The sequence below is a fragment of the Variovorax sp. genome (assembly GCF_035634955.1).
GTDB lineage: Bacteria > Pseudomonadota > Gammaproteobacteria > Burkholderiales > Burkholderiaceae_C > Variovorax.
Genome location: NZ_DASQBZ010000015.1, coordinates 294,508 through 317,724 on the forward strand (window position 1 = coordinate 294,508; position 23,217 = coordinate 317,724).

Genomic DNA, 23,217 nt, shown 5'->3' on the forward strand with positions numbered 1-23,217 from the left:
AAGCCCCGGAGGGGGCAACGTTTATCCGGCCGCCGCGCCGCCGTCCCGGGCGGAAGTGGCGAAAATAGCCACATCCGGGCGAGATTCCATGGCAAAACGAAACATTCTGAGTTACCCCGACCCACGTCTGCACACGGTGGCCAAGCCGGTGCAGCAGGTCGACGCGCGCATCCGCACCCTCGTGGCGGACATGCTCGAGACCATGTACGCGGCCAACGGCATCGGCCTGGCCGCCACGCAGGTCGACGTGCACGAGCGCGTGGTGGTGATCGACGTCTCGGAGGAGCGCGACCAGCCCATGGTGCTGATCAACCCGGAAATCACCTGGGCCAGCGACGAGAAGGTGCTCAACGAAGAAGGCTGCCTGTCGGTGCCGGGCATCTACGACGGCGTCGAGCGGTCCACCGCGGTCAAGGTCCAGGCGCTGGACGAGCATGGCGAGTTGCGCCGCTACGAAGCCGAGGGCATCCTGGCGGTCTGCGTCCAGCACGAGCTGGACCATCTGCTGGGCAAGGTGTTCGTCGAATACCTGTCGCCGCTCAAGCGCAACCGCATCAAGGGCAAACTGCTCAAGCAGATGCGCGAGGACCAGCGCGAAGCGCAACGCACCCGGAGGGCATGAGCCATGCGCCTTGACATGCTGTTTCGCGCCGGCGCCTCGCTGGCGGCAGTGGCCGTGCTGGCGGCCTGCGCCAGCGATCCGGCGCGGCTCCCGCCAGGGGCGACCAAGGCCGAGGCGCTGCAGCGCCTGGGACCGCCGACTGCCTCCTACCCGCTGCCCGCCGGCGAACGCCTGCAGTACTCGCGCCTGCCGATGGGCTTCGAGGTGACCAACGTCGACCTCGATGCCAATGGCCGCGTGGTCTCGGTCATCCAGGAGCTCGATGAGCGCTATTTCGACAAGGTGATCCAGGTCGGCCAGTGGACGCAGCAGGACGTGATGCGCACCTACGGCCGGCCGTACGAGATCACCGAGGTGACGTCGTTCAACGGCAAGGTCTGGTCCTGGCGCTACCGGCAGATCAACAACCCGCGCATCCTGTACATCTACATCGATCCGCAGGGCGTGGTGAGGCGCTATCACACGGGTGACGACCTGACCGTGGACGATCGGTTTCGCTGGTGAGAGTCGTCTTCGCGGGCACGCCGGAATTCGCCCGTTCCGCGCTGCAGGCCATCGCCGATGCGGGCTTCGACATTCCCCTGGTGCTGACCCAGCCGGACCGCCCGGCCGGGCGCGGCATGAAGCTGCAGGCATCGCCGGTCAAGCAGTGCGCGCTTGCGCACGGCTGGCCGGTGGCGCAGCCGCGCAGCCTGCGGCTCGACGGAAAGTACCCCGAGGACGCGGCCGCCGCGCGCGAGGCGCTGCTGGCTGCCCGTCCGGACGTGATGGTGGTCGCCGCCTACGGGCTGATCCTGCCGCAATGGGTGCTGGACCTGCCGCGCCTGGGCTGCCTGAACATCCATGCCTCGCTGTTGCCGCGCTGGCGCGGCGCCGCGCCGATCCAGCGCGCCATCGAGGCCGGCGACAGCCATACCGGCGTAACCATCATGCAGATGGACGCCGGCCTGGACACCGGCGACATGCTGCTGGCCGAGTCGCTGGCCATCGGCCAGGACACCAGCGCGCAGCTGCACGACCGCCTGGCAGCGCAGGGCGCGCGGCTGGTGGTCGAGGCGCTGCGCGCCGCCGAAGCCGGCACGCTCGAGCCGGTGCCCCAGCCGGCCGACGGCGTGAACTACGCGCACAAGATCGAGAAGGCCGAGGCGCGCATCGACTGGACGCAGCCGGCCGAGCAGATCGCGCGGCGCATCCGCGCCTTCGACCCTTTCCCCGGCGCGGCAGGGCAGATCGGCCCCGAAACCGTCAAGCTGTGGCGCGCCAGCGCACTGACGCCATCCGCCGCCGAGGCTGCACCCGGCACGGTGCTGGCGGCCGGGACCGAGGGCGTGCGCGTGGCCACCGGACAAGGCGACCTGCTCGTGACCGAACTGCAGCGCGCCGGCGGCAAGCGCCTGCCCGCCAGCGACTTCCTGCGCGGCTTCGAACTGAAGGCCGGACAGGCCTTCGACCGCCAGTAAGTGTTCTTCGTCGCCTCCATCCGCCGGCATCCGGCGTTCCGCGAAGGCCTGCGCGACATGGCGCCGGTGGCGCTCGGCATTGGCGCCTGGGGCCTGATGACCGGCGTGGCCATGGTCAAGTCCGGCATGAGCGTGCTCGAGTCGGTGGCCATGACGTTGCTGGTCTATGCCGGCAGCTCGCAGCTGGCGGCCATCCCGCTGGTCGTGGCAGGCGCGCCGTTGTGGGTCGTGCTGGCCACGGGTTTCTGCGTCAACCTGCGTTTCGTCGTCTTCAGCCTGCACCTGCGCCCGTACCTGATGCACATGCCGCGCTGGCGGCGCATGACGCACGGCTACCTGACCGCCGACATGAGCTATGCCCTGTTCACCGGCCGCTTCCCCGAACCGGCCAGCACCGCCGACCAGCGCGCCCACCAGGAGGCGTACCTGACCGGCGGCTACTTCGTCACCTGGCTGTCCTGGATGGGGCTGAGTCTCGTCGGCGTCGGCCTGGGCAACCTGGTGCCGCAGACCTGGGGCCTGGGGTTCGCGGGGGTGCTGAGCCTGGTCGGCATCCTGTGCTCGATGGCCACGTCGCGCCTGCGGGTGCTGGCCGCGCTGATCGCCGGCGCCACCGCGGTGGCGGCCTATGCGCTGCCGCTCAAGCTCAACATCGTGGTGGCGATCGGCGTGGCGGTGCTGCTGTGCTTCTGGATCGAGAAGGGCTTCGTGCCCAACCCGGCCGCGGAGGACGACCGGTGACCGAGGGCATCGACTGGTGGACCATGGGCGTCATCGTCGGCCTGGCCTGCGTGACCGTGGTCACGCGCTGCTTCTTCTTCATTCTCGACCGGCCCTGGGGCTTGCCCGGCTGGGCGCATCGGGCGCTGCACTACGCGCCCATCGCCGCGCTGGCCGCGGTCGTGCTGCCGGAGATCGTCATGACCGCCGGCGTGTTCGCCCACACCTGGCGCGATGCACGCATCTACGCGGCGATCGTGGGCTGCGCCTACTACTTCTGGCGGCGCGGCGTGCTCGGCACCATGGTGGCCGGCATGGCGGTCTACATGCCCCTGCACCTCGGTCTGGGCTGGTAGGCGCGCCGCGCGCGGCCCCGGTTCAATCGAGCCGCACGCCTGCCGTCTCGATGATGCGGCCCCAGCGAGCGCTTTCCTCGCGCGAGAGCCGGTAGAAATCCTGCGGCGTTCCGGGCAGGGGCTCGAAGCCGAACTCGGCGAACAGCTTCTGCACCTTGGGTGCCTGCATCGCCTTGTGCAGTTCCCCGTTCAGGCGGGCCACCACGTCCGGCGGCATGCCTGCCGGACCGATCAGGCCATGGAAGGCGAAGGCATTGACGTCGGCGTAGCCGAGCTCCTTGAACGTCGGCACGTCGGGCAGCATGGCGCTGCGCTCGGGAAGGGCGATCGCCAGCACCCGCACCTTGCCGGCGCGGATGATCGACAGGCCCGACGCCAGGTCCAGCATCATGGCCGGCACCTGCCCGCCCATCACGTCGGTCATGGCCGGCGCGGCGCCCTTGTAGGGCACGTGCTGGATCGACAGCCCGGCCTTCTGCTTGAACAGCTCCATTGCCATGTGGTGCGGCGAGCCGTTGCCCGGCGAGGCGTAGTTGACCGAGTCCGGGTGGGCCTTCACGTAGGCCACGAACTCCTTCACGTCACGCGCCGGAAAGGCCGGGTTGACCACCAGCGCCACGGGAAAGCGGCCGATCGTGCCGATGTACGTGAAGTCCTTCGCCGGCTTGTAGGGCAGCTTGGCGAACATGTGCTCGTTGAAGAGCAGGGCCGCGTTCTCCGCCTGCATGATGGTGTAGCCGTCCGGCTTGGCCTGCAGCATCACCTGCACGCCGATGTTGGTCGAGGCGCCCGGGCGGTTGTCGATCACGATCGGCTGGCCGAGCGACGGCTGCATCGCCTCGGCCAGCGCGCGCGCCAGGTTGTCGGTACCGCCGCCGGCCACGTAAGGCACGATCCACTTGACCGGTTGGCTGGGATAGGTGCCCTGCGCGAAAGCCTGACCGGCCGCAGCCAGCATCAGTCCCGCGCCCAGCAGGCGAAGCAGTCTTCTCATCATTTGTCTCCAGTGTTGAAATGAAAGTGGTCACCGGCGCAGGACGCCAGGACCGAGGCAGCCTGGCCTCTCGGCGCGGCTGCGGTTTGCAGCGCGGGCAGTCGTTCGCGGCTCAACCGCGCAGCTGGTCCCACAGCTCCCGGTCGCGTTCGGCGGTCCAGACGCGCGGGTGTTCGATGCCCGACAACTCGTCGAAGGCGCGCGAGACGTCGAACGGCAGCACGTGCTGGAACACCGGCCAGTCGCCGAAGCGCGGCTTCATCGCGCTTTCGGCGCGCTGGAAGCAGCCGTGCAGCGAGTCCCCGGCGGCCATGCCCGCGCGCACGCTGGACAACAGCGTCGACAGGAATTCCTGGGTCAGCGCCACCGCTTCGGCGCAGGCGGCTTCGCCTTGCAGCACGGCGCCGCGGCCGGGCACCAGCACGCGCGGGCGCAGGGCGGCCACGGCGTCGAGCGTGCCGGCCCAGTCCTGGATGTAGGCATCGCCGGCGTAGACGCCGCAGCGGTTCTCGACCACGTCGCCGGAGAACAGCACGCCGCAGTCGGGCAGCCAGGCCACGGTGTCGCCGCCCGAATGGCCGCGCCCCAGGCACTTGAGCTGCACCTCGCGACGGCCCAGCCACAGGCTCATCGACCGTTCGAAGGACACCGTGGGCCGTGTCAGGCCGGGCACCTCCTCGACGCCGGCGAACAGGCGCGGAAAGCGCCCCACCTCGGAGTCGAAGTCGGCCTGGCCGCGCTCGCGGATCCAGTCGAGCGTGCCCTGGCTGGCGATGATCTGCTCGACCTCGGCGAACGCGCTCGCGCCCATCACCCGCACTGCGTGATAGTGCGTGAGCACGATGGTGCGGATCGGCTTGTCGGTCACGCGCCGGATGTCGGCCAGGAAGTCGCGTGCCATGCGCGGTGTGGGCCGCGTGTCGATCAGCACGACCTGGTCGTCGCCGACGATGAACCCGCAGTTGGGGTCGAAGTCGCTGATGTAGCCCCAGACGCCGGGACCGAGTTCGCGCAACTGGGGCTTCTGCTCGCGCGTGTCGGTGGCGGACGCGAAGGAGACCTTGGCTTGCGTGGAGGAGGCGGCGCTCATGCGGCACTCCCGGCGCTGGCGGCCGAGCCGCTTTCGGCGGCCGCGGCGATGCACTGCATCAGCACCGCCTGGTCGCCCACCTGGTTGGCCAGCAGCAGGACCAGGCGCGCGTTCAGGTCGGCGCTGGCGGATTCGGTCAGGCCTTCGTGGGCGGCGAGCCAGCCGGCATAGAAGCCGTCGGGGTCGGTCATGTGAGGCGTGGTGATCATCGTGTTCGTTCTCATGGTTTCAGTTCAGCGCGAGGGCGCAGCGAAGCAATGCGGCCAACGCATCCGGCGTGGCGGCGACATGGCCGGCCAGGCGGTAGGCGTCCGGCCGCACCAGCACCAGGCGGCCGGCGGGCGGCTCGCCCAGCTGGCGGGCGAGTGCCGGGTCCGGCGTGAGCGTCGGCAGCGGGCCTTCGCCGCCGACGGCGAGCAGGCGCACCGGCAGTTCGTCGCCCAGGCCGGCTTGCAGCGCCTGGGCCTGCGCGCGGGTCGGCGCGATGGCCAGCGCCAGGGCATGGGTGCCGCCGTCCAGCAGGCGTGACATGGTCGTGGGCACGCCGTCGAGCATCAGCGGCAGGTTCTGCACCGACTGCGCGCCTTCGGGCAGCAACGGCGCCGCAGGGTAGGCATTGGGCACCGACATGCGGCCGGTATTGACCATCGCCCGCGCGAAGGGATGGCGCGCCGCCAGCGCGATGACCGCGCGCCGCAGCCGGTGCTCGACCGGCGAGCGCGGCGCCAGGAAGCGGGCCGAGCGGCTGGTGACCTGCAGGTTCTCCTGCGCCGCGGGGCGACGCTCGGCGTCATAGCTGTCGAGCAGGGCATCGGCCGCGCGGCCCTGCACCACCAGTGCCAGCTTCCAGGCCAGGTTGGCCGCATCCTGGATGCCCGTGTTGCCGCCGCGGGCGCCGAAGGGGCTCACCACGTGCGCCGCGTCGCCGATGAAAAGGATGCGGCCGTGGCGGAAGCAATCGAGCAGATGGTCGCGGTAGCCGTAGGGGCCGATCCACACGAACTCGAACTCGATGTCCGGCCCCAGCTGCTCGCGCAGCCGCGCACCGGCGACCTCGGGCCGGCTGATCTCGGCGGTGTCGCAGTCCTCGGGCATCTGGTAGTCCATGCGCCAGACGCCGTCGCCCATCAGGTGCTGCCAGACGCCGCGGCCCTCGTTGAAGGGCGCATCCACCCAGGTCCAGCGTTCCGCCGGCAGCGGCTTGGCGAAGCGCACGTCGCTGATGCACCAGCGGTCGGTGCTGCGCGAGGCGCGGCACTCGATGCCCAGCTGGGTGCGGATCGGGCTGTTGGCCCCGGTCGCGTCGATCAGGTGGTCCGCCTCTATCGCGTAGTTGCCGGCCGGTGTCTCGACGTGGATGCGCACGCCGTCCGGCAGCGGCTCGACCCGAGTCACGCGGTTTTTCCAGCGCACGTCGGTCAGTCCCAGCGCCAGGATGCGGTCGACGAGATACCACTCGAGGTAGAACTGCTGCAGGTTGACGAAGGGCGGCTGCTGCGAACAGCTGTCGGTCTGCAGGTTGAAGCTGTAGACCTCGTCGGCGCCGGAGAAGGTTCGCCCGAGCGACCAGGTGATGCCCTTGCCCGCGATGCGCTCGTACAGGCCCAGGCGGGCGAAGATCTCCAGGCTCTTCTGGGCATAGCAGATGCCGCGCGAGGACGCGCCGCGTACGCCGACCGTGTCGTCCTCGTCCAGCAGCACGGATTGCACGCCGCGGCTGGCCAGGTCGCAGGCGAGGGTCAGGCCGGCCGGGCCGGCGCCGACGATCACGATCGGATGGCGGGTGATCTCTGCGGAAGGTTGCGCCAGCTCCGGCGGCGGCTGGAACGGCCACTGCGGCAGTTCGTACGGCTCGGCGAATCGGAATTCTTCTGTCGTGGGGGGCATGGATGGCTCTTGTCTCTCGGATGGCACGCCGCTACTTGCAGAAGGCGCGTTCAGCGCAGGGCGTGCGCCCATTCGGCGATGGCGTCGGCGGCCTGCGGCACCAGGTGCGGCTGGCCGGCCAGGTAGTGGTTGCCGCCGACGATGTCGACGTTGCGGATGCGCGCGCCGCCGGCCGCCAGCCACGTGTCGCGCGTGCTCGGAAAGGTGGACTGGTCGGCCGTATAGGTCAGCAGCAGGGCCGGCGACGTGGTGCGCGCCAGGTTGTCCGGGCCGTCGGCCTGCGAGCGCGACGACCATTGCGACAGGAAAGCGGTGAGCGAGGTCGTGCGGCCCATGGCGTTGCAGGAGTAGTTCACCTGCCGCGCGTCGCCCCACACGCTGCCGGGGGCGCGGTCGTTCGGGTCGAGCGTCAGGTCGAGGCAGCGCGGGTCGGCGTGCGTGCGGTAGACCACGAAGGCCTGGTCGCGCGGCGCGCCCGGCGTGGCGCGCAGCAGTGCCAGCCGGTCGAGCGCCCACTGCTCGATGCGCGCCAGACGCGCGGCCTGGGCGGCCGAGAAGCGGGCCAGGAAATCGCGGTCGTAGGGCAGCGCGTGCCGCGGGTCGTACATGTCCAGCGCGCTGTCGCACGAGAGCACGTCATGCTCGTCGGTGACGGCCGGGTCGATCCAGTCGCGCAGCAGGCGCGAGCGGCCCAGGTGCGCGGCGCACAGGGCGATGCCGTCCACCGGTGGCAGGTCGTCCGGATGCAGGTGGGTCGGGTCGCCGTCGGGGAAATGGTGGGCGGTGAGCTTTTCCGCCTGTGCCTGGTAGAAGCTCGCCAGCGCGGCGCCGCCCGAATTGCCGATCAGCACCACCTTGTCGTAGCCGGCGGCGCGCAGGTGCTTGACGCCGGCGCCCAGGTCCTGGATCGCCCGCTCCATCAGCAGCACCGTGTCGTTGCCCATGTAGCGCGAGTTCAGGCCCATGCAGGTGACGCCGCGCGCGGCCAGTGGCGCGATCAGGTAGTGCCCCATGAAGTTGCTGGTGGGGTGCATCACGATCGCGGCCACCCGCTTGCTGCCGTCGGCCGGCGACATGGACGCGCCATAGATGCGTGGGCGCAGCATCTGCAGCCCCGACTGGCTCTCCATCGCCGCGCCGGGCTTGACGTCGATCACGGCCAGCTGGAGGGTCGGATCAGCCATGCTGGCCTCCTTCGCGCTGGCGCTGCGCCTTGAGCGTGGTCCACGCCGCCAGCTCGGCATGCGCCGCTCTGGCGTGGGCGTCCATCACCTCCGGCGGCACGCTGGGCGTGGTCAGTTCGAGCCGGATGCCGTTCGGGTCGAAGAAGTAGATCGACTCGATGATGTGGTGGTCGGTCACGCCCAGCACTTCCACGCCGGCCGCCTCGAGGCGCGCCTTGGCCGCCAGCAGCGCCTCTTTCGAGGCCACTCGCAATGCCAGGTGGTTGACCCAGGCGGGCGTGTTCGGCGACGGCAGCGCGGCGGTGTCGTCGCCCAGGTCGAAGAAGGCGATGTAGGCGCCGTCGGCCATCTGGAAGAAGATGTGCACGTACGGGCAGTACTCGCCGGTGCTGGGCACGTGGTCGCTCTTGATGACGTGCGTCAGCGGCAGGCCCAGCAGGTCTTCGTAGAAGCGGCGGGTTTCCTCGGCGTCGCGGCAGCGCCATGCGAAGTGATGCAGGCCGTGCACGGGGACCGCGGCGTCGGCGGGCGCGGCGGCAGGGGCGGGGACGTGGGCACTCATGGCCGCCATTGAACGGCGCACGCGTCCATGAATCAATCGAAATAAATTGATGAATTCATTAATGGGTTTTATGAAATGGCGGGCTGGCGGTGGCCGGCCTGCGCGAGGGCCGCTCGGGCGCCGCGCCCTGCCCCTTCCTAGAATGGGCGCTTTCGCCTTTTTCCATCAACCCGGCCGGGCTCTGCGCCCCGCCGCATGCTTCGCATCACCATGAACGTCATCCGCTTCTCCGATCTGTGCGCCCAGGGCAAGGTCTCCGGGCAACGCGTGTTCATCCGCGCCGATCTCAACGTGCCGCAGGACGACGCCGGCCGCATCACCGAGGACACCCGCGTGCGCGCCTCCGTGCCGTGCATCAGGATGGCGCTCGATGCCGGCGCGGCCGTCATGGTCACGTCGCACCTGGGCCGCCCGACCGAAGGCGAGTTCAAGCCCGAGGATTCGCTGGCGCCGGTCGCGGCCCGTCTGGGCGAGCTGCTGGGCCGCGAGGTGCCGCTCGTTTCCGACTGGGTCGACGGCGGCGTCGACGTCCAGCCCGGCAATGTCGTGCTGCTGGAGAACTGCCGCCTGAACAAGGGCGAGAAGAAGAACAACCCCGAGCTGGCGAAGAAGATGGCGGCCCTGTGCGATATCTTCGTGCACGACGCCTTCGGCACGGCGCATCGCGCCGAGGCCTCGACCTACGGCATCGCCGAATACGCCAAGGTGGCATGCGCCGGCCCGCTGCTGGCGGCCGAGATCGACGCCATCAGCCGCGCCCTGAGCAATCCCAAGCGCCCGTTGGCGGCCATCGTCGCCGGCTCCAAGGTGAGCACCAAGCTCACCATCCTGGAAAGCCTGGCGAGCAAGGTGGACCAGCTCATCGTCGGCGGCGGCATTGCCAACACCTTCATGCTGGCTGCCGGCCTGCCGATCGGCAAGTCGCTGGCCGAGCCGGACCTGGTTGGCCAGGCCAAGGCGGTGATCGAGGCCATGCGCGCGCGTGGCGCAGCCGTGCCGATCCCGGTGGACGTGGTGGTCGCCAAGACCTTCGCCGCCGACGCGCCGGCCACCGTGAAGGCAGCCGCCGACGTGGCCGAGGACGACCTGATCCTCGACATCGGTCCCGAGACGGCCGCGCAGCTGGCGCAACAGCTTCGCCAGGCCGGCACCATCGTCTGGAACGGCCCGGTGGGCGTGTTCGAGTTCGACGCCTTCGCCAAGGGCACCGAGACCATCGCGCGGGCGATTGCCGGCAGCAGCGCGTTCTCCATCGCCGGCGGCGGCGACACGCTCGCGGCCATCGCCAAGTACGGCATCGAGAAGCAGGTGGACTACATCTCCACCGGCGGCGGGGCCTTTCTCGAAGTCCTCGAAGGCAAGACGCTGCCGGCCTTCGAGATCCTCACCCGCCGGGCTGCCGGCGCCTGAGGACGGCGTGGCAGGGCGAGCTGCCGGTGCATGGATGCGACAACGGCCGGCCGTTCGTCGGAATGCCCGGCGTCAGTCACATTTCTCACATGGTGCAATGATATATTTCGATGTGAGATAGCCACAAGTCAAAACAGGAGACACCGCCCATGGCCACACCACGCCTTCCCCGTCACGCCACCAAGATCGTCGCCACCCTCGGCCCTGCCACCAGCACGCTCGAGATGATCGAGCAGATGATCCGCAACAAGGTCAGCGTGATGCGCCTGAATTTCAGCCACGGCACGGCGCAGGACCATATCGACCGGGCGGCCATGGTGCGCGAGGCTTCGCGCCGCGCCGGGCGCGAGATCGGCCTCATGGCCGACCTGCAGGGCCCGAAGATCCGCGTGGGCAAGTTCGCGCAGGGCAAGGTGCAGCTCGAGCCCGGCGCGAAGTTCGTTCTCGACGGCGCGCGCACGGAGCTGGGCGACGAGGAAGCTGTCGGCCTCGACTACAAGGACCTTCCGCGTGACGTGAAGCCCGGCGACGTGCTGCTGCTCAACGACGGCCTGATCGTGCTGACCGTCGACGCGGTGCGCGGCGAGGCGGTGCACACCACCGTGCGCCTGGGCGGCGTCCTTTCGAACAACAAGGGCATCAACAAGCAAGGTGGCGGCCTGACCGCGCCGGCGCTCACGGCCAAGGACATGGAGGACATCAAGACCGCCATGAGCTTCCAGGCCGACTACGTCGCGGTGAGCTTTCCCAAGAACCGCACCGACATGGAGATGGCACGCCAGCTGTGCAACGTGGCGGCAGCCGAATTCGGACACAAGCCGGGCCTGATCGCCAAGATCGAACGGGCCGAGGCCATTCCGAAGCTCGAGGAGATCCTTTCCGCCAGCGACGGCATCATGGTCGCGCGCGGCGACCTGGCGGTGGAGGTGGGCAATGCCGCCGTGCCCGCGCTGCAGAAGAAGATGATCCTCATGGCCCGCAACATGGACAAGGTGGTGATCACCGCCACCCAGATGATGGAGTCCATGATCAACAACCCGGTGCCCACCCGCGCAGAGGTGAGCGACGTCGCCAACGCCGTGCTGGACGGCACCGACGCGGTCATGACCTCGGCCGAGACGGCTTCTGGCAAGTACCCGCTCGAGACGGTGCAGGAAATGAGCCGCATCTGCGAGGCCGCCGAGCAGGCCGAGGACCTCAAGCGCGACACCGATTTCAGCGGCCAGGCCTACACGCGCATTGACCAGTCGATCGCCATGGGCGCGCTGTTCACCGCCCACCACCTGGGCGCCAAGGCCATCGTGGCGCTGACCGAGTCCGGCTCCACCGCGCTGTGGATGAGCCGCCACGCCGCGCACATCCCGGTCTATGCGATGACCTCGCGCCTGGCGACCCAGCGGCGCATGGCGCTGTACCGCAACGTGCGCCCGCTGCTGATGGAGTCCGAGAACGACCGCGACGCCGCGCTGGCCCAGGCCGAGGCGCACCTCAAGCGGCGCGGCATCGTGCAGAAGGGCGACATCTACGCCATCACCTGCGGCGAGCCGATGGGCGCGCCCGGTGGGACCAACATGCTGAAGATCTGCACCGTGGGCTGAGCGCGCGGGCGGTGCCGGGCATTCCCCACGTGGCGTGGGTGCGCTGCGCTCGCGCGGCCCGTGCCCTGCTATCTTCGCCCGCATGAGGACATTGACCCGTCGCCAGGCCGCCCTGGCCTGCATCAGCCTGCCCCTGGTCGCCGGCGAGTGGGTGCTTGCCCAGGGCAGCAAGACCAGCAGCCCGCTCGAACTGGCCCGCCAGGCCGAGGCGCTCAAGCCGGGCGAATGGGTCTGGGCGCCGGACATCGCGCCCGCAGGGCCGATCACCGTCTACGTGGACCTGTCGCGCCAGCTTGCCTATGTCTACCGCAACGGCGTGCGCATCGCCGCCAGCAGCATCTCGTCGGGCAAGCCCGGGCACGAGACGCCCACAGGTGTCTTCACCATCCTGCAGAAGGACAAGAACCACCGCTCGAACAAGTACAACAGCGCGCCCATGCCCTACCAGGAGCGCCTGACCTGGGACGGCGTCGCGCTGCATGCGGGCGGCCTGCCCGGCTACCCGGAAAGCCACGGCTGCGTGCACTTGCCGTACGAATTCGCGCGGCTGCTGTTCGGCATCACCGAGATGGGTGGCACGGTGGTGGTGGCCGGCAAGGCCGGCGGCGCCGGCATGCCGGCGGGCGTGCTGCAGCCAGTGCCTGGGCAGGGGGCGCTGGCGCAGCACCTGGCGCTGGCCGATGACGCGTCGGCCGTCTGGCTGCCGGAACTGTCGCCGCAGGGGCCGGTGTCCGTCGTCCTGTCGCGTCCCGACCGGCAGGTGCTGGTGATGCGCAATGGCGTGGAGATCGGCCGCGCCCGCGTCGAGCTGCCGCCGGACGACTATGCCGACCACCTGCTCACGCTCACCCGCGGCGCAGACGGCCGCATGGTCTGGACGGTGGCGCCCACGCCCGGCCGCGAGGCCGAGGCGGGCCGCCCGGTCGACCAGTCGCTGATCGAGCAGGTGCGCCTGCCGGCCGGCTTCATGAAGTCGGTGCAGCCGCTGATGCAGCCTGGACTGACGGTGCTGGTGACCAACGAGCCATTGGCGCCGCACACCACGGGCCCGCAACTGGCGGTGCTCGACAGCCAGGCACGTCCGGGCGACGGGCCCGACGGGCCGGCCATGTCTCCCGCGCGCCGCCCGGTCAGCGGCTGATCGGCGGGTCGGGGTCAGGCGCCGAAGCGGCCTGCGAGCAGCAGCCGGTCGGGGCCGAGGGCTTCCATCACCAGGTCGGCCTCGTCCTCGGCAAACACGAAGCAGCCCTCGCTGCGGCCGAGCTTGCCCAGGCGCCCGAGGATGCCGTGGCTCACGTACCAGGCCTTGTGGATGACGATCGCGCGCGGCTCGGCGTTGTCGTTGGTCTCGTCCAGGCCAGCCAGGCGCATCGAACGGCCATGCTTGCCGACATAGAGGTCGCCGGTGCGATAGGCCCCCTCGGAACTGGCGTAGGAGCCGAAGTCGTTGGAAAAGCGTTGCACCCGCCCGCTGTGATCCGGGTCGGAGCCGCGGCCGTGCGCCACCAGGTAGCTGCTGGCGGTGGCCGCGGCCACGTCGAGCAGGTAGAACCTGGGCTGGTCCGATGGCAGGCTGTAGTCGGCCACGCCGACGCGGTCATGCAGCGGGATGGCCGGGCCGAGCCGGTCGAGCTCGCGCTGAACCAGCGGCCAGAGCCGGTCGAACGCGGGGTCGCGGCCGGGCGCGGCGCCGGTTCCGGGGGCCGCCGCAAGCGGGTGATCCGCCGGCGTGGCCGCGGCGGCTGAATACGGCAGGACGGCGAGTGCCGCGATTCCTGCGGCGCCGGCCGCGCGGGCGAGGAAGTCGCGGCGCGAAGCCGGCGTGACGGAGCGTGAGCGGGACATGACCTGCAAACAGACCGGCAACGCAAGGCGCGGGTTCCCGGGCGTTACAAACATTGCAATCGGCTGCCATTGGGGGGCAGAGTGCGGCACCGCCGGCAGCATCGGTCTTGGCTGACAGGGGCAGCCGGGGCCCGCCGATAGAATCACGGGCAAGTTTTCATATTTCTATCATTCCCCGGAATCCCGCGAGAGGTAACACCATGGCACTCGTTTCGATGCGCGAACTGCTGGACCACGCCGCCGCCAATGGCTACGGCATCCCGGCCTTCAACGTGAACAACCTGGAGCAGGTCCAGGCCGTCATGGAGGCTGCGAAGGAAACCGGTGCGCCGGTGATCCTGCAGGCCAGCGCCGGCGCCCGCAAGTACGCCGGCGAGCCGTTCATCAAGCACCTGATCGAGGCGGCCGTCGAGATGTACCCGAACATCCCGCTGGTGATGCACCAGGACCATGGCCAGAGCCCCGACGTCTGTCAGGGCGCCATCAACCTGGGCTTCTCCTCGGTGATGATGGATGGCTCGCTCGAGTCGGACGGCAAGACCATCGCCAGCTACGACTACAACGTCGACGTGACCAAGAAGGTGTCCGACCTCGCGCACAAGGTCGGCGTGACGGTCGAGGGCGAACTCGGCTGCCTCGGCTCGCTCGAGACCATGAAGGGCGACAAGGAAGACGGGCACGGCACCGACGCCACCATGACGCGCGACCAACTCCTGACCGATCCGGAGCAGGCGGCCGACTTCGTCAAGCGCACCCAGATCGACGCGCTGGCCATTGCCATCGGCACCAGCCACGGCGCCTACAAGTTCACGCGCAAGCCCACCGGCGACATCCTGGCGATCGATCGCATCAAGGAAATCCACCGTCGCATTCCCAACACCCACCTGGTGATGCACGGCTCGTCGTCGGTGCCGCAGGAACTGCTGGCCATCATCCGACAGTACGGCGGCAACATGAAGGAAACCTACGGCGTGCCGGTCGAGGAGATCCAGGAAGCCATCAAGCACGGTGTGCGCAAGATCAACATCGACACCGACATCCGCCTGGCCATGACCGGCGCCGTGCGCAAGTTCCTGGCCGAGAACCCCGAGAAGTTCGACGCGCGCGAGTGGCTCAAGCCGGCGCGCGAGGCCGCCAAGCAGATCTGCAAGCAGCGCTACATCGAGTTCGGCTGCGAAGGCCAGGGCGCCAAGATCAAGGGCGAGACGCTGCAGGTCGTGGCCGCCAAGTACGCCAAGGGCGAACTGGCGCAGGAAGTGGTCTGAGCCGTACCCGGCGCCGCGCCCCACAAAGTACCAAGCCACCTTCGCGGTGGCTTTTTTCCGCGCGCACAATGCGCGCATGAGCGATCCATCGAGCGAAGACTGCTGTCACACGAGCCCCACATGACCACCGTCCACACCTCTTCCATCCAGAGCCTGCCCCTGCTCGCGCGCGGCAAGGTGCGCGACAACTACGCCGTCGGCGAGGACCGCATCCTCATGGTGGCGAGCGACCGCCTGTCGGCCTTCGACGTCATCATGGGCGAACCCATTCCGGGCAAGGGCGAGATCCTGACAAAGATGGCGCTGTGGTGGTTCGACCGGCTCGGCCACATCTGCCCGAACCACTTGACCGGCGAAGCGCCCGAGAGCGTCGTGACGCCGGCCGAGGTGCCGCAGGTGCAGGGGCGGTCGATGCTGGTGCAGCGCCTCAAGCCGGTGCCGGTCGAGGCCGTCGTGCGCGGCTACCTGGCCGGCAGCGGCTGGAAGGAATACCAGCACGACCGCACCGTCTGCGGCGTGCCGCTGCCGGAGGGCCTGACCAATGCCGCGCGGCTGGCGCGGCCGATCTTCACGCCCGCGGCCAAGGCGCAGGCCGGCGAGCACGACGAGAACATTCCCTACGAGCGGGTGGTCGAGATCGTCGGGCCGACGATGGCCAGCCAGATCCGCGACGTGAGCATCGCGCTGTACGAGGCGGCTGCCACCATCGCCCTGGGCAAGGGGATGATCATCGCCGACACCAAGTTCGAGTTCGGTCTCGATCCCGAAGGCCGGCTGGTGCTGATGGACGAGGTGCTCACGCCCGACAGCTCGCGCTACTGGCCGGTGGAGGGCTACGAGCAGGCCCTGGCCAGCGGCGACAACCCGCCGAGCTTCGACAAGCAGTTCGTGCGCGATTGGCTCGAGGCGGTGCGCCTGCACGGCAAGCCATGGGACAAGACGCCCCCGGCGCCGCGCCTGCCGGCCGAGGTGATCGAGAAAACCGCGGCCAAGTACCGCGAGGCCTACGAGCGCCTGACCGGCTGAATCGCAGTCCGGCTGGGCGCCGGAATGTGAATGCATCACAAAACTGGCGGCAATAGTCACCGCCCGTAAAGATCGCAAATTTCCATACTTTCCTCATACAGATGGATGAGGAGCAGGTGATGGAAATGACAAGCGAAATCGAGCTTGCCGCGCGGCCGGCGGCGGTTGCGGCACAGCCGCCCGAGGGTCTGCAGGCCGTGATGCTGGCGCGGGTGCTGGACGAGATCGATCATGGATTGATCCTGGTCGACCTCGGCGGACGCATCCTTCACACCAACCAGCCGGCGCGCAGCGAACTGGCGACGGCCCAGGCCCTGTGCGAGCGAGACGGCGTGCTCCAGGGCAGCAATGACAGCCGCCAGCGCAAGATCCGGCAGGCCCTGCGGGACGCCGCCGGCGACGTGCGCGCCATCGTGGACATCGACGACCACGACGGCCAGCCGCTGTCGCTGGCCTTCATCCCGATGGCGACCCGGCCGGACGGGCGCATCGACGCGGTGCTGGTCATGTGCAGCAAGCGGCAGAACTGCGCCTCGCTGACCATGCAGATGTTCGCCCGCGCCAACCGCCTCACGCGTGCCGAGCAGCAGGTGCTGCGCCAGCTGTGCGACGGCCACCGTGCCGAGGAGATCGCCGGTCTGCAGGGCATCCGCGTATCGACAGTGCGCACCCACATCAAGAGCGTGCGCGAGAAGACCGGCAGCAACAGCGTGCGCGAGATCGTGCACCGCCTGGCACGCATGCCGCAGGTCGTGTCCGGCCACGGCGTACCCGCCGCCCTGCACGACTGAGCGTTGCCGGTCTGCCCCCGCCGGCGACGCGCCGGCGACAGCGCGCGCGCGGCCGACGGCCCGGCGCGGCTAATATCCGGCGCATGCCGCCAAACGCCTTGCGCCGCGTCGCGCCGGACGCGGCCGCGCACCTCACCCTCCTGACGCCCCCGGTCGACCGCCTGGCCGCCCTGGGTGTGCAGCGCCGCTATCGCAAGCACACGATGCTGATCCAGGAGGGCGACACCGGCGACGCCATCTACATCGTGCTGTCCGGCAAGCTGCGTGCGTACGTCTCCGACTCGCGCGGGCGCGAGGTGACGATGGCGCTGCACGGGCCGGGCGAATACGTGGGGGAGATGTCGCTCGACGGCGGCCGGCGCTCGGCCAGCGTGCAGGCGGTGGAGGCCACGGTGTGCGCCGTCGTCACCCGCGAAACCGTGCTGCAGCACATTGCCACCGATCCGGAATTCGCCCTGGCGCTGATCCAGCGCCTGATCCGGCGCGCCCGCCTGGCTACGGAGAGTGCACGCTCGATGGCGTTGCTCGATGTCTACAGCCGGCTGCGCGCCCTGCTCGAGCAACGCGCCCGGCCGGCGGCGGACGGCACCCGCGTGGTGGCCGAGCGCCTGACCCACCAGGCGATTGCCAGCGAGATCGGCTGTTCGCGCGAAATGGTCAGCCGCCTGCTCAAGGACCTCGAGTCCGGCGGCTACCTGCAGGTCGTGCAGCGGCAGCTGGTGCTCATGCGCGAACTGCCGGCGCGCTGGTAGGCGCCCCGCGCCGCCCTGGCCTTGTGGGGGCGTCTAGGGCGCGGCGCTGCCGAGCCGGGCCAGCGTCTGGCCGCGCCCGTCGATGAGCACCAGTTCGCCGCCCACCACGCTGTAGCGGGCGGTCGCTTCCAATGCTGCCAGGAAGCGGGCTTCGATCTGGCTGCGTGCCTGATCGGTACAGGCCATGCGCGTCGAGGCCAGCGGACCGATCTTGAGTTGCGCGCCATTGCGCTGGTAGCTGCCGCTCAGGCGGTTGCAGCCGCCCGAGCCGGCCACGCGGCCATTGCCGTCGAACTGCAGCTGCGCGTTCTGCCGTGGGTCACCGGCGGGCTGGACCGGCTGGCCGTCGATGCTGGTCAGGCGCCAGTTGCGCGACTCGATCGGCTCGTCCAGGCTCACGCTGGCGCACCCGGCGAGAAGCGCCGCCACGAGCAGGGACAGGGCGGCCCGGCAGGCGGCGGGGCGGGCGGACGACAGGCGCATGGCGGTTCCTGATTCAATGGGTTGGACGCCGGCATGGTAGCCGCTGGTGTCGCCGCCGTTCAACTCAGAACGATGCTGCTCAGGCGCCGGCGGTAGGTGGCGACGGTCGGGTCATCGGGCGGGATCTGCCCTTCGGCCACCTTGGGCTTGGGCGGCTCGATGACTTCCAGGATCGCCACGTAGGTCTTGCGCGCGAGCTCCTCGCTCCAGGCCTTGTCGCGCATGAGGATCTCCAGCAGTTCGTCCATGGCGTCCGTCCAGCGCTGCTCGGCCATGAGCAGGCGGGCCCGGTCGAAGCGGGCCTGGAAGTCGCGCCTGTTGGCGGCGATGCGCGCGTCCAGGTCGGCCAGCGCGGGCGCGGCGCCGGCCGGCGGGGCGGCGAAGTCGATGGCATCCATCCAGCGCTGCAGCGCGTCGAAGCGGCGCACCAGCGCGGCCCGGTCGATCACCGGCGCGAAGGCCACCTTGGCATCGTCCGTGCGGCCCTCGAGCAGCAGCAGCTTGATGTAGTCGAACCGGGCGTCGTCGTTGGACGGGTCGGTCGCGACCGCGTGCTGGAGCTTCTCCAGCGCGCCGAGGGTGTCGCCCTCGGCCAGGGCGGCATTGGCCTCGTCCTCCTGCTGCTGCGCCTCGAATTCCTGGGCGCCGGGCACGTGCTTGTCCAGGAACTGGCGGATCTGGTCGGCCGGCAGGGCGCCGACGAAGCCGTCCACCGGCTGGCCGCCGGAGAACATGACGCAGAACGGGATGCTGCGCACGCCGAACATCTGCGACAACTGCTGCGAGATCTGCGGCACCTTGTCGGCGTCGAGCTTGGCCAGGGTGAAGCGTCCGCCGTACTCGACCTCGAGCTGCTCCAGCACCGGACCGAGCTGCTTGCAGGGGCCGCACCATTCGGCCCAGATGTCCAGCAGGATCGGCTGGTTCAGGGAGGCTTCGATCAGGTCGTTCTGGAAATTGTCGAGGGTGATGTCAATCATCAGTCAATCCATTTGGCCCGCAGGGCTGGCTGTGCGGCCCGTCCCGCCCTTGGGCGAGCCCGGAAAAGCGGCAAGGCCATATTTTCCCGTGCGGGGTGAAACGTAGAATTCCGATCATGAACCAAGCGATTCAGGTCGGCGTCGTGATGGGCTCGAACTCCGATTGGGAGACGATGCAGCACGCGGTCGAGATTCTCCGGCAATTCGGCATCACCCACGAGGCGCGGGTGGTGTCGGCGCACCGCATGCCGGACGACATGTTCGCCTATGCCGAAGCGGCCGCCGGCCGCGGGCTGGCCGCCATCATCGCAGGTGCCGGCGGCGCCGCGCATCTGCCGGGCATGCTGGCCGCCAAGACCACGGTGCCGGTGCTGGGCGTGCCGGTGGCCAGCCGTCACCTCCAAGGGGTGGACTCGCTGCACAGCATCGTCCAGATGCCCAAGGGCGTGCCGGTCGCGACCTTCGCCATCGGCAACGCCGGCGCGGCCAATGCCGCGCTGTTCGCAGTGGCCATGCTGGCGGTGGGCAATCCGGCGCTGCGTGCGCAGCTCGACACCTTCCGCGCGCGCCAGACCGAGGCCGCGCGCGCCATGGCACTGCCGCCGCCGGACCAGGCCGCGGTGTCTCCCTTCACGCCCCGCGGCGGAGGTGCACTGTGAAGCCTGCCCATCAACCGCTGCTGCCGGGTGCCACGCTGGGGGTGATGGGCGGCGGCCAGCTCGGCCGCATGTTCGTGCACGCGGCGCAGCAGGCCGGCTATTTCACGGCCGTGCTCGATCCGGATGCCGACAGCCCGGCCGGCCGCGTCAGCCACCATCACGTGCACAGCGACTACCTCGACGGCGACGGCCTGGCGCGGCTGTCGCGGCTGGCGGACGCCATCACCACCGAGTTCGAGAACGTCCCGTCGCGCGCGCTGGCCTCGCTGGCCGGCGACGTGCCGGTGTCGCCGTCGGCCGACGCGGTGGCCATCGCCCAGGACCGCATCCGCGAGAAGGCCCATTTCGTCAAGTGCGGCGTGGCCTGCGCGCCTTACGCGGTGATCGAGACGGCCGACCACCTTGCGGCCGTGGCCGACGACCTGCTGCCCGGCATCCTCAAGACCGCGACCCTGGGCTACGACGGCAAGGGCCAGCAGCGGGTGGCCACGCGCGGCGAACTGGGCGCCGGCTGGGTGGACGCGGGTCAGGTGCCCTGCGTGCTGGAAAAGCGCCTGGCGCTCGGCTACGAATGCTCGGTCATCGTCGCCCGCGGGCACGACGGCCAGGCGGTCAACTACGGCCCGCAGCGCAACCTGCACCGCGACGGCATCCTGGCAGTGACGGAGGCGCACGGCGAAGCGCTGCCGCCCGAGATCGCCCGACGCGCCGTCGATGCCGCCCTGGCCATCGCCCATGGCCTGAACTACGTGGGCGTGCTGTGCGTCGAATTCTTCGTGCTGGCCGGCGGCGAACTGGTCGTCAACGAAATGGCGCCGCGCCCGCACAACAGCGGCCACTACACCATCGACGCCTGCGACCTGTCGCAGTTCGACCTGCAGGTCCGCACGCTGGCCGGGCTGCCGCTGGTCGCGCCGCGCCAGCACAGCCCGGCCATCATGCTGAACCTGCTGGGTGAGCTTTGGCTGGCCAAGGGCAGCAAGCCGAGCGACCCGCCGTGGGCGCAGGTGCTGGCGCTGCCGGGCGCGCAATTGCACCTGTACGGCAAGCTCGAGCCGCGCCCGGGGCGCAAGATGGGCCACCTGAACATCACCGGCGCCAGCGTGGCCGAGGTGCGCGCCACCGCGGCGCGCGCAGCGGCGCTGCTCGGCCTGCCCTCGCCGCTGGCGGCCGCATGATCCTGGACGGGCGATCGGCCGAGGCCATCGAGCAGGCGGCGCGCACGCTGCGTGCTGCGGGCCTCGTCGCCTTTCCCACGGAAACCGTCTATGGGCTGGGCGCCGATGCCGCCAACGACGCCGCCGTGGCGGGCATCTTCACTGCCAAGGGGCGCCCGAGCGACCATCCGCTGATCGTGCACGTGAGCGCCGGCGCCGGCCAGGCGCAGGCCATCGAACACTTCGCGCAGCCGCTGCCGGATTTCGCACGGCGTCTGGTCGAGGCGTTCTGGCCCGGCCCGCTGACGCTCATCGTGACGCGCCAGCACGGCGTGGCCCGGGCGGCGGCCGGCGGCCAGGACACGATCGGCCTGCGCTGTCCCGCACATCCGGTGGCGCAGGCGCTGCTGGTCGCCTGCGCCGCGCAGGGCGTGGCCGGGCTGGCAGGCCCCAGCGCCAACCGCTTCGGACGCGTCAGTCCCACCACGGCGCAGCACGTACAAGGCGAGTTCGGCGACGACCTGCTCATCCTCGACGGCGGGCCCTGCGCGGTGGGCATCGAGTCGACCATCATCGACTGCAGCCGCGGCGTGCCGGTGCTGCTGCGGCCGGGCCTGATCACCCGCGCCCGGATCGAGGCCGCCTGCGGCGAGCGCCTTCGCACACGCCAGGACGTCGGGGCCCCGGACCCGCGCGCCTCGGGCACGCTGGAGGCGCACTACGCCCCCAGCGCCAAGGTGCGCCTGATGGACGCCGCGGCGATCCGGACCGCGCTCGACCTTCTCGGGGCCGACGCCCGCCACATCGCGGTGTGGTCGCGCGCCGAACTCAAGAGCCGATCGAGCCACCTGCTGCAACGGCGCATGCCGGACGACGCGGCGGCGGCGGCCCGGCTGCTGTTTGCCGTGCTGCGCGAGTTCGACGCCCAGGGCGTCAAGCTGATCTGGGTCGAAACGCCGCCGGACGAGCCGGCATGGGAAGGCGTGCGCGACCGGCTGCAGCGCGCGGCCGCAGCGGGCTGACCGCTCGCGGCGGCCACGCGGGCTGTCCGGCCGAAGTCAGCGCACGCTGTTGAACAGCGCCCGCGCCTGCACGTGGCACAGCGGCGGCTCGTAGGTGCCGTGGTAGCTGCCGTAGTAAGTGGCGAAGGCCGGCGAGGCCGGGTCCGTCGGCGCCACGCCCCCGGGAGCGAACAGCGCCTGCACCTGGGCATCGACGTCGACCGTGCGCACGGTGGTCACGCCGCGCGCATCGAAATCGGCCTTGAGCGGGATCATGTGGACTGCCGGCGGCACGGTCGGATCGCCGGCGCCGCCGCACAGCAGCGTGGTCGCGCGCGGGGTCCAGCCGAACAGGTCGTTCTTCTTTGCGTCCAGCATCAGCGCATTGGCGGGGTTGGCGCGCACGTCCGTCAGGAAGGCGCTCTGGAATAGCGCGTCGCGCGCCTCGTTGGGCGTGCCGCCCGGCAGGGCGCCGCTGGTCACCAGCGTCGTGTAGTCGAGCGTCGGGCTGGGCAGCAGGTCCTCGATGCCGGCGGCGTACGGTGCCTTGAAGACCGTGTTGACGTCGGTGTAGACGTCGCCATAGACCTTCTGCCACGCGGTGACCATGAAGGGCACGAAGAACTGGTAGCCCGCGATCGCATTGGTCAGCTTGAACGACCCGGACAGGTTGTAGGGGCCGGCCAGGTGGGCGCCGGCGGTCACGTTGAAGGTGTTGCCGCGCTCGGCGGCGCGCTGCGCGGCCATCGACGAATGGCCGCCCTGCGAGTACCCGGTGAGCATCAGCTTGTCGGACAGTTGCCCGCCCGCGATCGGCGCGGCCAGCCGGGCGGCGCGGACCGAGTCGAGCACCGAGCGCGCTTCCGAGTCGGCATGCAGGTACGGGTGGTACGGAAAGGTCGACTTGGCGTAGCCGAGGTAGTCGGTTGCCACCACCGCGTAGCCCTGCGCGGCATACATCGCCACCAGCATCAGGGTTTCCGGGTCCTGCGGGTTGGCCAGGGTGCGCGGCTTCTGCACGTCCGTGCCCTTGGCGTAGGCCACCAGCGGGACGGGGCTGTTGCAGTTGCCGGGCCCGCTGGGCAGCAACAGGACGCCGGACGCATTGGTGTCCTCGTTCTTCGGCCCCAGCGTGTGGTAGTCGAGCGCGACCACCTTCACGTCGCATTGGGCCACTCCGCTCAGGGCGAGCAGGCCGCTGGCGCGGGCGGCGGCGTCGATCTGCGCCTGCGTCAGGGTCGTCACGGTCGAGGGCGCTTCCTTGAGCGTGCCGGCGACGTCGCGGGGAAGATCGTCGTCGTCGCTGCCGCCACAGGCGGCCAGGACAAGTGCGGCGCCAAGGGCGGCCAGGCCGTGCACGTGAGTCATCGGTTCG

At 70.0% G+C, this 23,217-nt stretch carries 25 protein-coding genes; 15 read left to right on the forward strand and 10 right to left on the reverse strand.

Annotated features, from left to right (window positions below; genetic code table 11):
• The first annotated feature begins 88 nt into the window (after positions 1 to 88).
• The 5 genes from def to VES41_RS06300 are packed head-to-tail and all read left to right on the forward strand — an operon-like array spanning position 89 to position 3,158.
• Positions 89 to 622, forward strand: a complete 534-nt coding sequence (gene def / locus VES41_RS06280) for a peptide deformylase (protein WP_324814380.1) — start codon at positions 89 to 91, stop codon at positions 620 to 622.
• 3 nt (positions 623 to 625) lie between these two features.
• Positions 626 to 1,126, forward strand: a complete 501-nt coding sequence (locus VES41_RS06285) for a hypothetical protein (protein WP_324814383.1) — start codon at positions 626 to 628, stop codon at positions 1,124 to 1,126.
• Complete coding sequence (gene fmt / locus VES41_RS06290) at positions 1,123 to 2,082, forward strand: methionyl-tRNA formyltransferase (RefSeq protein WP_324814385.1); 960 nt, start codon at positions 1,123 to 1,125, stop codon at positions 2,080 to 2,082. The genes VES41_RS06285 and fmt overlap by 4 nt, the downstream gene beginning before the upstream one ends.
• On the forward strand, positions 2,083 to 2,823 hold the full coding sequence (locus tag VES41_RS06295; RefSeq protein WP_324814388.1) for an AzlC family ABC transporter permease: 741 nt from the start codon (positions 2,083 to 2,085) through the stop codon (positions 2,821 to 2,823). It abuts the gene before it with no gap.
• A gap of 23 nt (positions 2,824 to 2,846) precedes the next feature.
• Positions 2,847 to 3,158: an AzlD domain-containing protein gene (locus VES41_RS06300; protein ID WP_324815008.1), complete on the forward strand. Its 312-nt coding sequence runs from the start codon at positions 2,847 to 2,849 to the stop codon at positions 3,156 to 3,158.
• 22 nt (positions 3,159 to 3,180) lie between these two features.
• Here VES41_RS06300 and VES41_RS06305 read toward each other — a convergent pair whose 3' ends face one another.
• From VES41_RS06305 to VES41_RS06330, 6 genes are all read right to left on the reverse strand, one after another.
• Positions 3,181 to 4,152, reverse strand: coding sequence for a tripartite tricarboxylate transporter substrate binding protein (locus VES41_RS06305; protein ID WP_324814392.1), 972 nt, complete (start codon positions 4,150 to 4,152; stop codon positions 3,181 to 3,183).
• A 112-nt stretch (positions 4,153 to 4,264) separates the two neighbouring features.
• Positions 4,265 to 5,242 carry an MBL fold metallo-hydrolase gene (locus tag VES41_RS06310; protein WP_324814395.1) on the reverse strand — a complete coding sequence of 326 codons (978 nt, stop codon included), beginning with the start codon at positions 5,240 to 5,242 and terminating at the stop codon, positions 4,265 to 4,267.
• Positions 5,239 to 5,451 carry a DUF2783 domain-containing protein gene (locus VES41_RS06315; protein WP_324815011.1) on the reverse strand — a complete coding sequence of 71 codons (213 nt, stop codon included), beginning with the start codon at positions 5,449 to 5,451 and terminating at the stop codon, positions 5,239 to 5,241. The genes VES41_RS06310 and VES41_RS06315 overlap by 4 nt, the downstream gene beginning before the upstream one ends.
• A 19-nt stretch (positions 5,452 to 5,470) precedes the next feature.
• The gene (locus VES41_RS06320; RefSeq protein WP_324814397.1) at positions 5,471 to 7,129 is read right to left on the reverse strand and encodes an FAD-dependent monooxygenase; all 1,659 of its coding nucleotides are present in this window, start codon (positions 7,127 to 7,129) and stop codon (positions 5,471 to 5,473) included.
• Between the two features lie 50 nt (positions 7,130 to 7,179).
• Positions 7,180 to 8,313: an alpha/beta hydrolase gene (locus tag VES41_RS06325; protein ID WP_324814399.1), complete on the reverse strand. Its 1,134-nt coding sequence runs from the start codon at positions 8,311 to 8,313 to the stop codon at positions 7,180 to 7,182.
• On the reverse strand, positions 8,306 to 8,875 hold the full coding sequence (locus tag VES41_RS06330; protein ID WP_324814401.1) for a VOC family protein: 570 nt from the start codon (positions 8,873 to 8,875) through the stop codon (positions 8,306 to 8,308). The genes VES41_RS06325 and VES41_RS06330 overlap by 8 nt, the downstream gene beginning before the upstream one ends.
• 210 nt (positions 8,876 to 9,085) lie before the next feature.
• On the opposite strand from VES41_RS06330, the gene VES41_RS06335 reads away from it, so the two are divergent.
• From VES41_RS06335 to VES41_RS06345, 3 genes are all read left to right on the forward strand, one after another.
• Positions 9,086 to 10,285 (forward strand): phosphoglycerate kinase, encoded by a 1,200-nt coding sequence (locus VES41_RS06335; RefSeq protein ID WP_324815013.1) that lies wholly within the window; start codon positions 9,086 to 9,088, stop codon positions 10,283 to 10,285.
• 149 nt (positions 10,286 to 10,434) lie between these two features.
• A complete protein-coding gene (gene pyk / locus VES41_RS06340) occupies positions 10,435 to 11,883 on the forward strand; it encodes a pyruvate kinase (RefSeq protein WP_324814404.1) in 1,449 nt (482 codons plus the stop codon).
• A gap of 82 nt (positions 11,884 to 11,965) precedes the next feature.
• Entirely contained in the window at positions 11,966 to 13,024 is a 1,059-nt protein-coding gene (locus VES41_RS06345) for a L,D-transpeptidase family protein (RefSeq protein WP_324814406.1), read from the forward strand.
• 14 nt (positions 13,025 to 13,038) lie between these two features.
• Here the strand turns inward: VES41_RS06345 and VES41_RS06350 are convergent, their stop codons facing one another.
• The gene (locus VES41_RS06350; protein ID WP_324814409.1) at positions 13,039 to 13,728 is read right to left on the reverse strand and encodes a murein L,D-transpeptidase catalytic domain family protein; all 690 of its coding nucleotides are present in this window, start codon (positions 13,726 to 13,728) and stop codon (positions 13,039 to 13,041) included.
• A 200-nt stretch (positions 13,729 to 13,928) separates the two neighbouring features.
• On the opposite strand from VES41_RS06350, the gene fba reads away from it, so the two are divergent.
• The 4 genes from fba to VES41_RS06370 all read left to right on the forward strand — a co-directional run bounded on the left by fba (position 13,929) and on the right by VES41_RS06370 (position 17,562).
• Positions 13,929 to 14,993 carry a class II fructose-bisphosphate aldolase gene (fba, locus tag VES41_RS06355; protein ID WP_324814411.1) on the forward strand — a complete coding sequence of 355 codons (1,065 nt, stop codon included), beginning with the start codon at positions 13,929 to 13,931 and terminating at the stop codon, positions 14,991 to 14,993.
• Positions 14,994 to 15,113: 120 nt separating this feature from the next.
• Positions 15,114 to 16,019, forward strand: coding sequence for a phosphoribosylaminoimidazolesuccinocarboxamide synthase (locus tag VES41_RS06360; RefSeq protein ID WP_324814413.1), 906 nt, complete (start codon positions 15,114 to 15,116; stop codon positions 16,017 to 16,019).
• Positions 16,020 to 16,138: 119 nt separating this feature from the next.
• Positions 16,139 to 16,810 (forward strand): helix-turn-helix transcriptional regulator, encoded by a 672-nt coding sequence (locus tag VES41_RS06365; protein WP_324814415.1) that lies wholly within the window; start codon positions 16,139 to 16,141, stop codon positions 16,808 to 16,810.
• A gap of 83 nt (positions 16,811 to 16,893) precedes the next feature.
• Entirely contained in the window at positions 16,894 to 17,562 is a 669-nt protein-coding gene (locus VES41_RS06370) for a Crp/Fnr family transcriptional regulator (RefSeq protein WP_324814417.1), read from the forward strand.
• Between the two features lie 33 nt (positions 17,563 to 17,595).
• On the opposite strand, the gene VES41_RS06375 is transcribed toward VES41_RS06370, so the two are convergent.
• Positions 17,596 to 18,045: an META domain-containing protein gene (locus tag VES41_RS06375; protein ID WP_324814419.1), complete on the reverse strand. Its 450-nt coding sequence runs from the start codon at positions 18,043 to 18,045 to the stop codon at positions 17,596 to 17,598.
• A 59-nt stretch (positions 18,046 to 18,104) separates the two neighbouring features.
• A complete protein-coding gene (locus VES41_RS06380; RefSeq protein WP_324814421.1) occupies positions 18,105 to 19,025 on the reverse strand; it encodes a tetratricopeptide repeat protein in 921 nt (306 codons plus the stop codon).
• A 116-nt stretch (positions 19,026 to 19,141) separates the two neighbouring features.
• Between VES41_RS06380 and purE the strand changes: the two genes are divergently transcribed.
• The 3 genes from purE to VES41_RS06395 are packed head-to-tail and all read left to right on the forward strand — an operon-like array spanning position 19,142 to position 21,863.
• Positions 19,142 to 19,684 carry a 5-(carboxyamino)imidazole ribonucleotide mutase gene (gene purE, locus VES41_RS06385; RefSeq protein WP_324814423.1) on the forward strand — a complete coding sequence of 181 codons (543 nt, stop codon included), beginning with the start codon at positions 19,142 to 19,144 and terminating at the stop codon, positions 19,682 to 19,684.
• Entirely contained in the window at positions 19,681 to 20,862 is a 1,182-nt protein-coding gene (locus VES41_RS06390; protein WP_324814425.1) for a 5-(carboxyamino)imidazole ribonucleotide synthase, read from the forward strand. The genes purE and VES41_RS06390 overlap by 4 nt, the downstream gene beginning before the upstream one ends.
• On the forward strand, positions 20,859 to 21,863 hold the full coding sequence (locus tag VES41_RS06395; RefSeq protein ID WP_324814427.1) for an L-threonylcarbamoyladenylate synthase: 1,005 nt from the start codon (positions 20,859 to 20,861) through the stop codon (positions 21,861 to 21,863). The genes VES41_RS06390 and VES41_RS06395 overlap by 4 nt, the downstream gene beginning before the upstream one ends.
• 36 nt (positions 21,864 to 21,899) lie before the next feature.
• On the opposite strand, the gene VES41_RS06400 is transcribed toward VES41_RS06395, so the two are convergent.
• Positions 21,900 to 23,210, reverse strand: a complete 1,311-nt coding sequence (locus VES41_RS06400) for an alpha/beta hydrolase family protein (protein ID WP_324814430.1) — start codon at positions 23,208 to 23,210, stop codon at positions 21,900 to 21,902.
• Between the last annotated feature and the right edge of the window lie 7 nt (positions 23,211 to 23,217).

Bases quoted from the DNA above. Each gene is read 5' to 3' on its own strand.
- VES41_RS06370 (WP_324814417.1), top strand. From the start codon at position 16,894: ATGCCGCCAAACGCCTTGCGCCGCGTCGCGCCGGACGCGGCCGCGCAC.
- VES41_RS06330 (WP_324814401.1), bottom strand. From the start codon at position 8,875: ATGAGTGCCCACGTCCCCGCCCCTGCCGCCGCGCCCGCCGACGCCGCG.
- VES41_RS06400 (WP_324814430.1), bottom strand. From the start codon at position 23,210: ATGACTCACGTGCACGGCCTGGCCGCCCTTGGCGCCGCACTTGTCCTG.
- VES41_RS06365 (WP_324814415.1), top strand. From the start codon at position 16,139: ATGGAAATGACAAGCGAAATCGAGCTTGCCGCGCGGCCGGCGGCGGTT.
- VES41_RS06285 (WP_324814383.1), top strand. From the start codon at position 626: ATGCGCCTTGACATGCTGTTTCGCGCCGGCGCCTCGCTGGCGGCAGTG.
- VES41_RS06380 (WP_324814421.1), bottom strand. From the start codon at position 19,025: ATGATTGACATCACCCTCGACAATTTCCAGAACGACCTGATCGAAGCC.
- VES41_RS06335 (WP_324815013.1), top strand. From the start codon at position 9,086: ATGAACGTCATCCGCTTCTCCGATCTGTGCGCCCAGGGCAAGGTCTCC.
- fba (WP_324814411.1), top strand. From the start codon at position 13,929: ATGGCACTCGTTTCGATGCGCGAACTGCTGGACCACGCCGCCGCCAAT.
- VES41_RS06305 (WP_324814392.1), bottom strand. From the start codon at position 4,152: ATGAGAAGACTGCTTCGCCTGCTGGGCGCGGGACTGATGCTGGCTGCG.
- VES41_RS06345 (WP_324814406.1), top strand. From the start codon at position 11,966: ATGAGGACATTGACCCGTCGCCAGGCCGCCCTGGCCTGCATCAGCCTG.
- VES41_RS06300 (WP_324815008.1), top strand. From the start codon at position 2,847: ATGGGCGTCATCGTCGGCCTGGCCTGCGTGACCGTGGTCACGCGCTGC.
- VES41_RS06320 (WP_324814397.1), bottom strand. From the start codon at position 7,129: ATGCCCCCCACGACAGAAGAATTCCGATTCGCCGAGCCGTACGAACTG.
- pyk (WP_324814404.1), top strand. From the start codon at position 10,435: ATGGCCACACCACGCCTTCCCCGTCACGCCACCAAGATCGTCGCCACC.
- VES41_RS06325 (WP_324814399.1), bottom strand. From the start codon at position 8,313: ATGGCTGATCCGACCCTCCAGCTGGCCGTGATCGACGTCAAGCCCGGC.
- VES41_RS06350 (WP_324814409.1), bottom strand. From the start codon at position 13,728: ATGTCCCGCTCACGCTCCGTCACGCCGGCTTCGCGCCGCGACTTCCTC.
- VES41_RS06395 (WP_324814427.1), top strand. From the start codon at position 20,859: ATGATCCTGGACGGGCGATCGGCCGAGGCCATCGAGCAGGCGGCGCGC.
- VES41_RS06315 (WP_324815011.1), bottom strand. From the start codon at position 5,451: ATGATCACCACGCCTCACATGACCGACCCCGACGGCTTCTATGCCGGC.
- def (WP_324814380.1), top strand. From the start codon at position 89: ATGGCAAAACGAAACATTCTGAGTTACCCCGACCCACGTCTGCACACG.
- VES41_RS06360 (WP_324814413.1), top strand. From the start codon at position 15,114: ATGACCACCGTCCACACCTCTTCCATCCAGAGCCTGCCCCTGCTCGCG.
- VES41_RS06375 (WP_324814419.1), bottom strand. From the start codon at position 18,045: ATGCGCCTGTCGTCCGCCCGCCCCGCCGCCTGCCGGGCCGCCCTGTCC.
- VES41_RS06310 (WP_324814395.1), bottom strand. From the start codon at position 5,242: ATGAGCGCCGCCTCCTCCACGCAAGCCAAGGTCTCCTTCGCGTCCGCC.
- purE (WP_324814423.1), top strand. From the start codon at position 19,142: ATGAACCAAGCGATTCAGGTCGGCGTCGTGATGGGCTCGAACTCCGAT.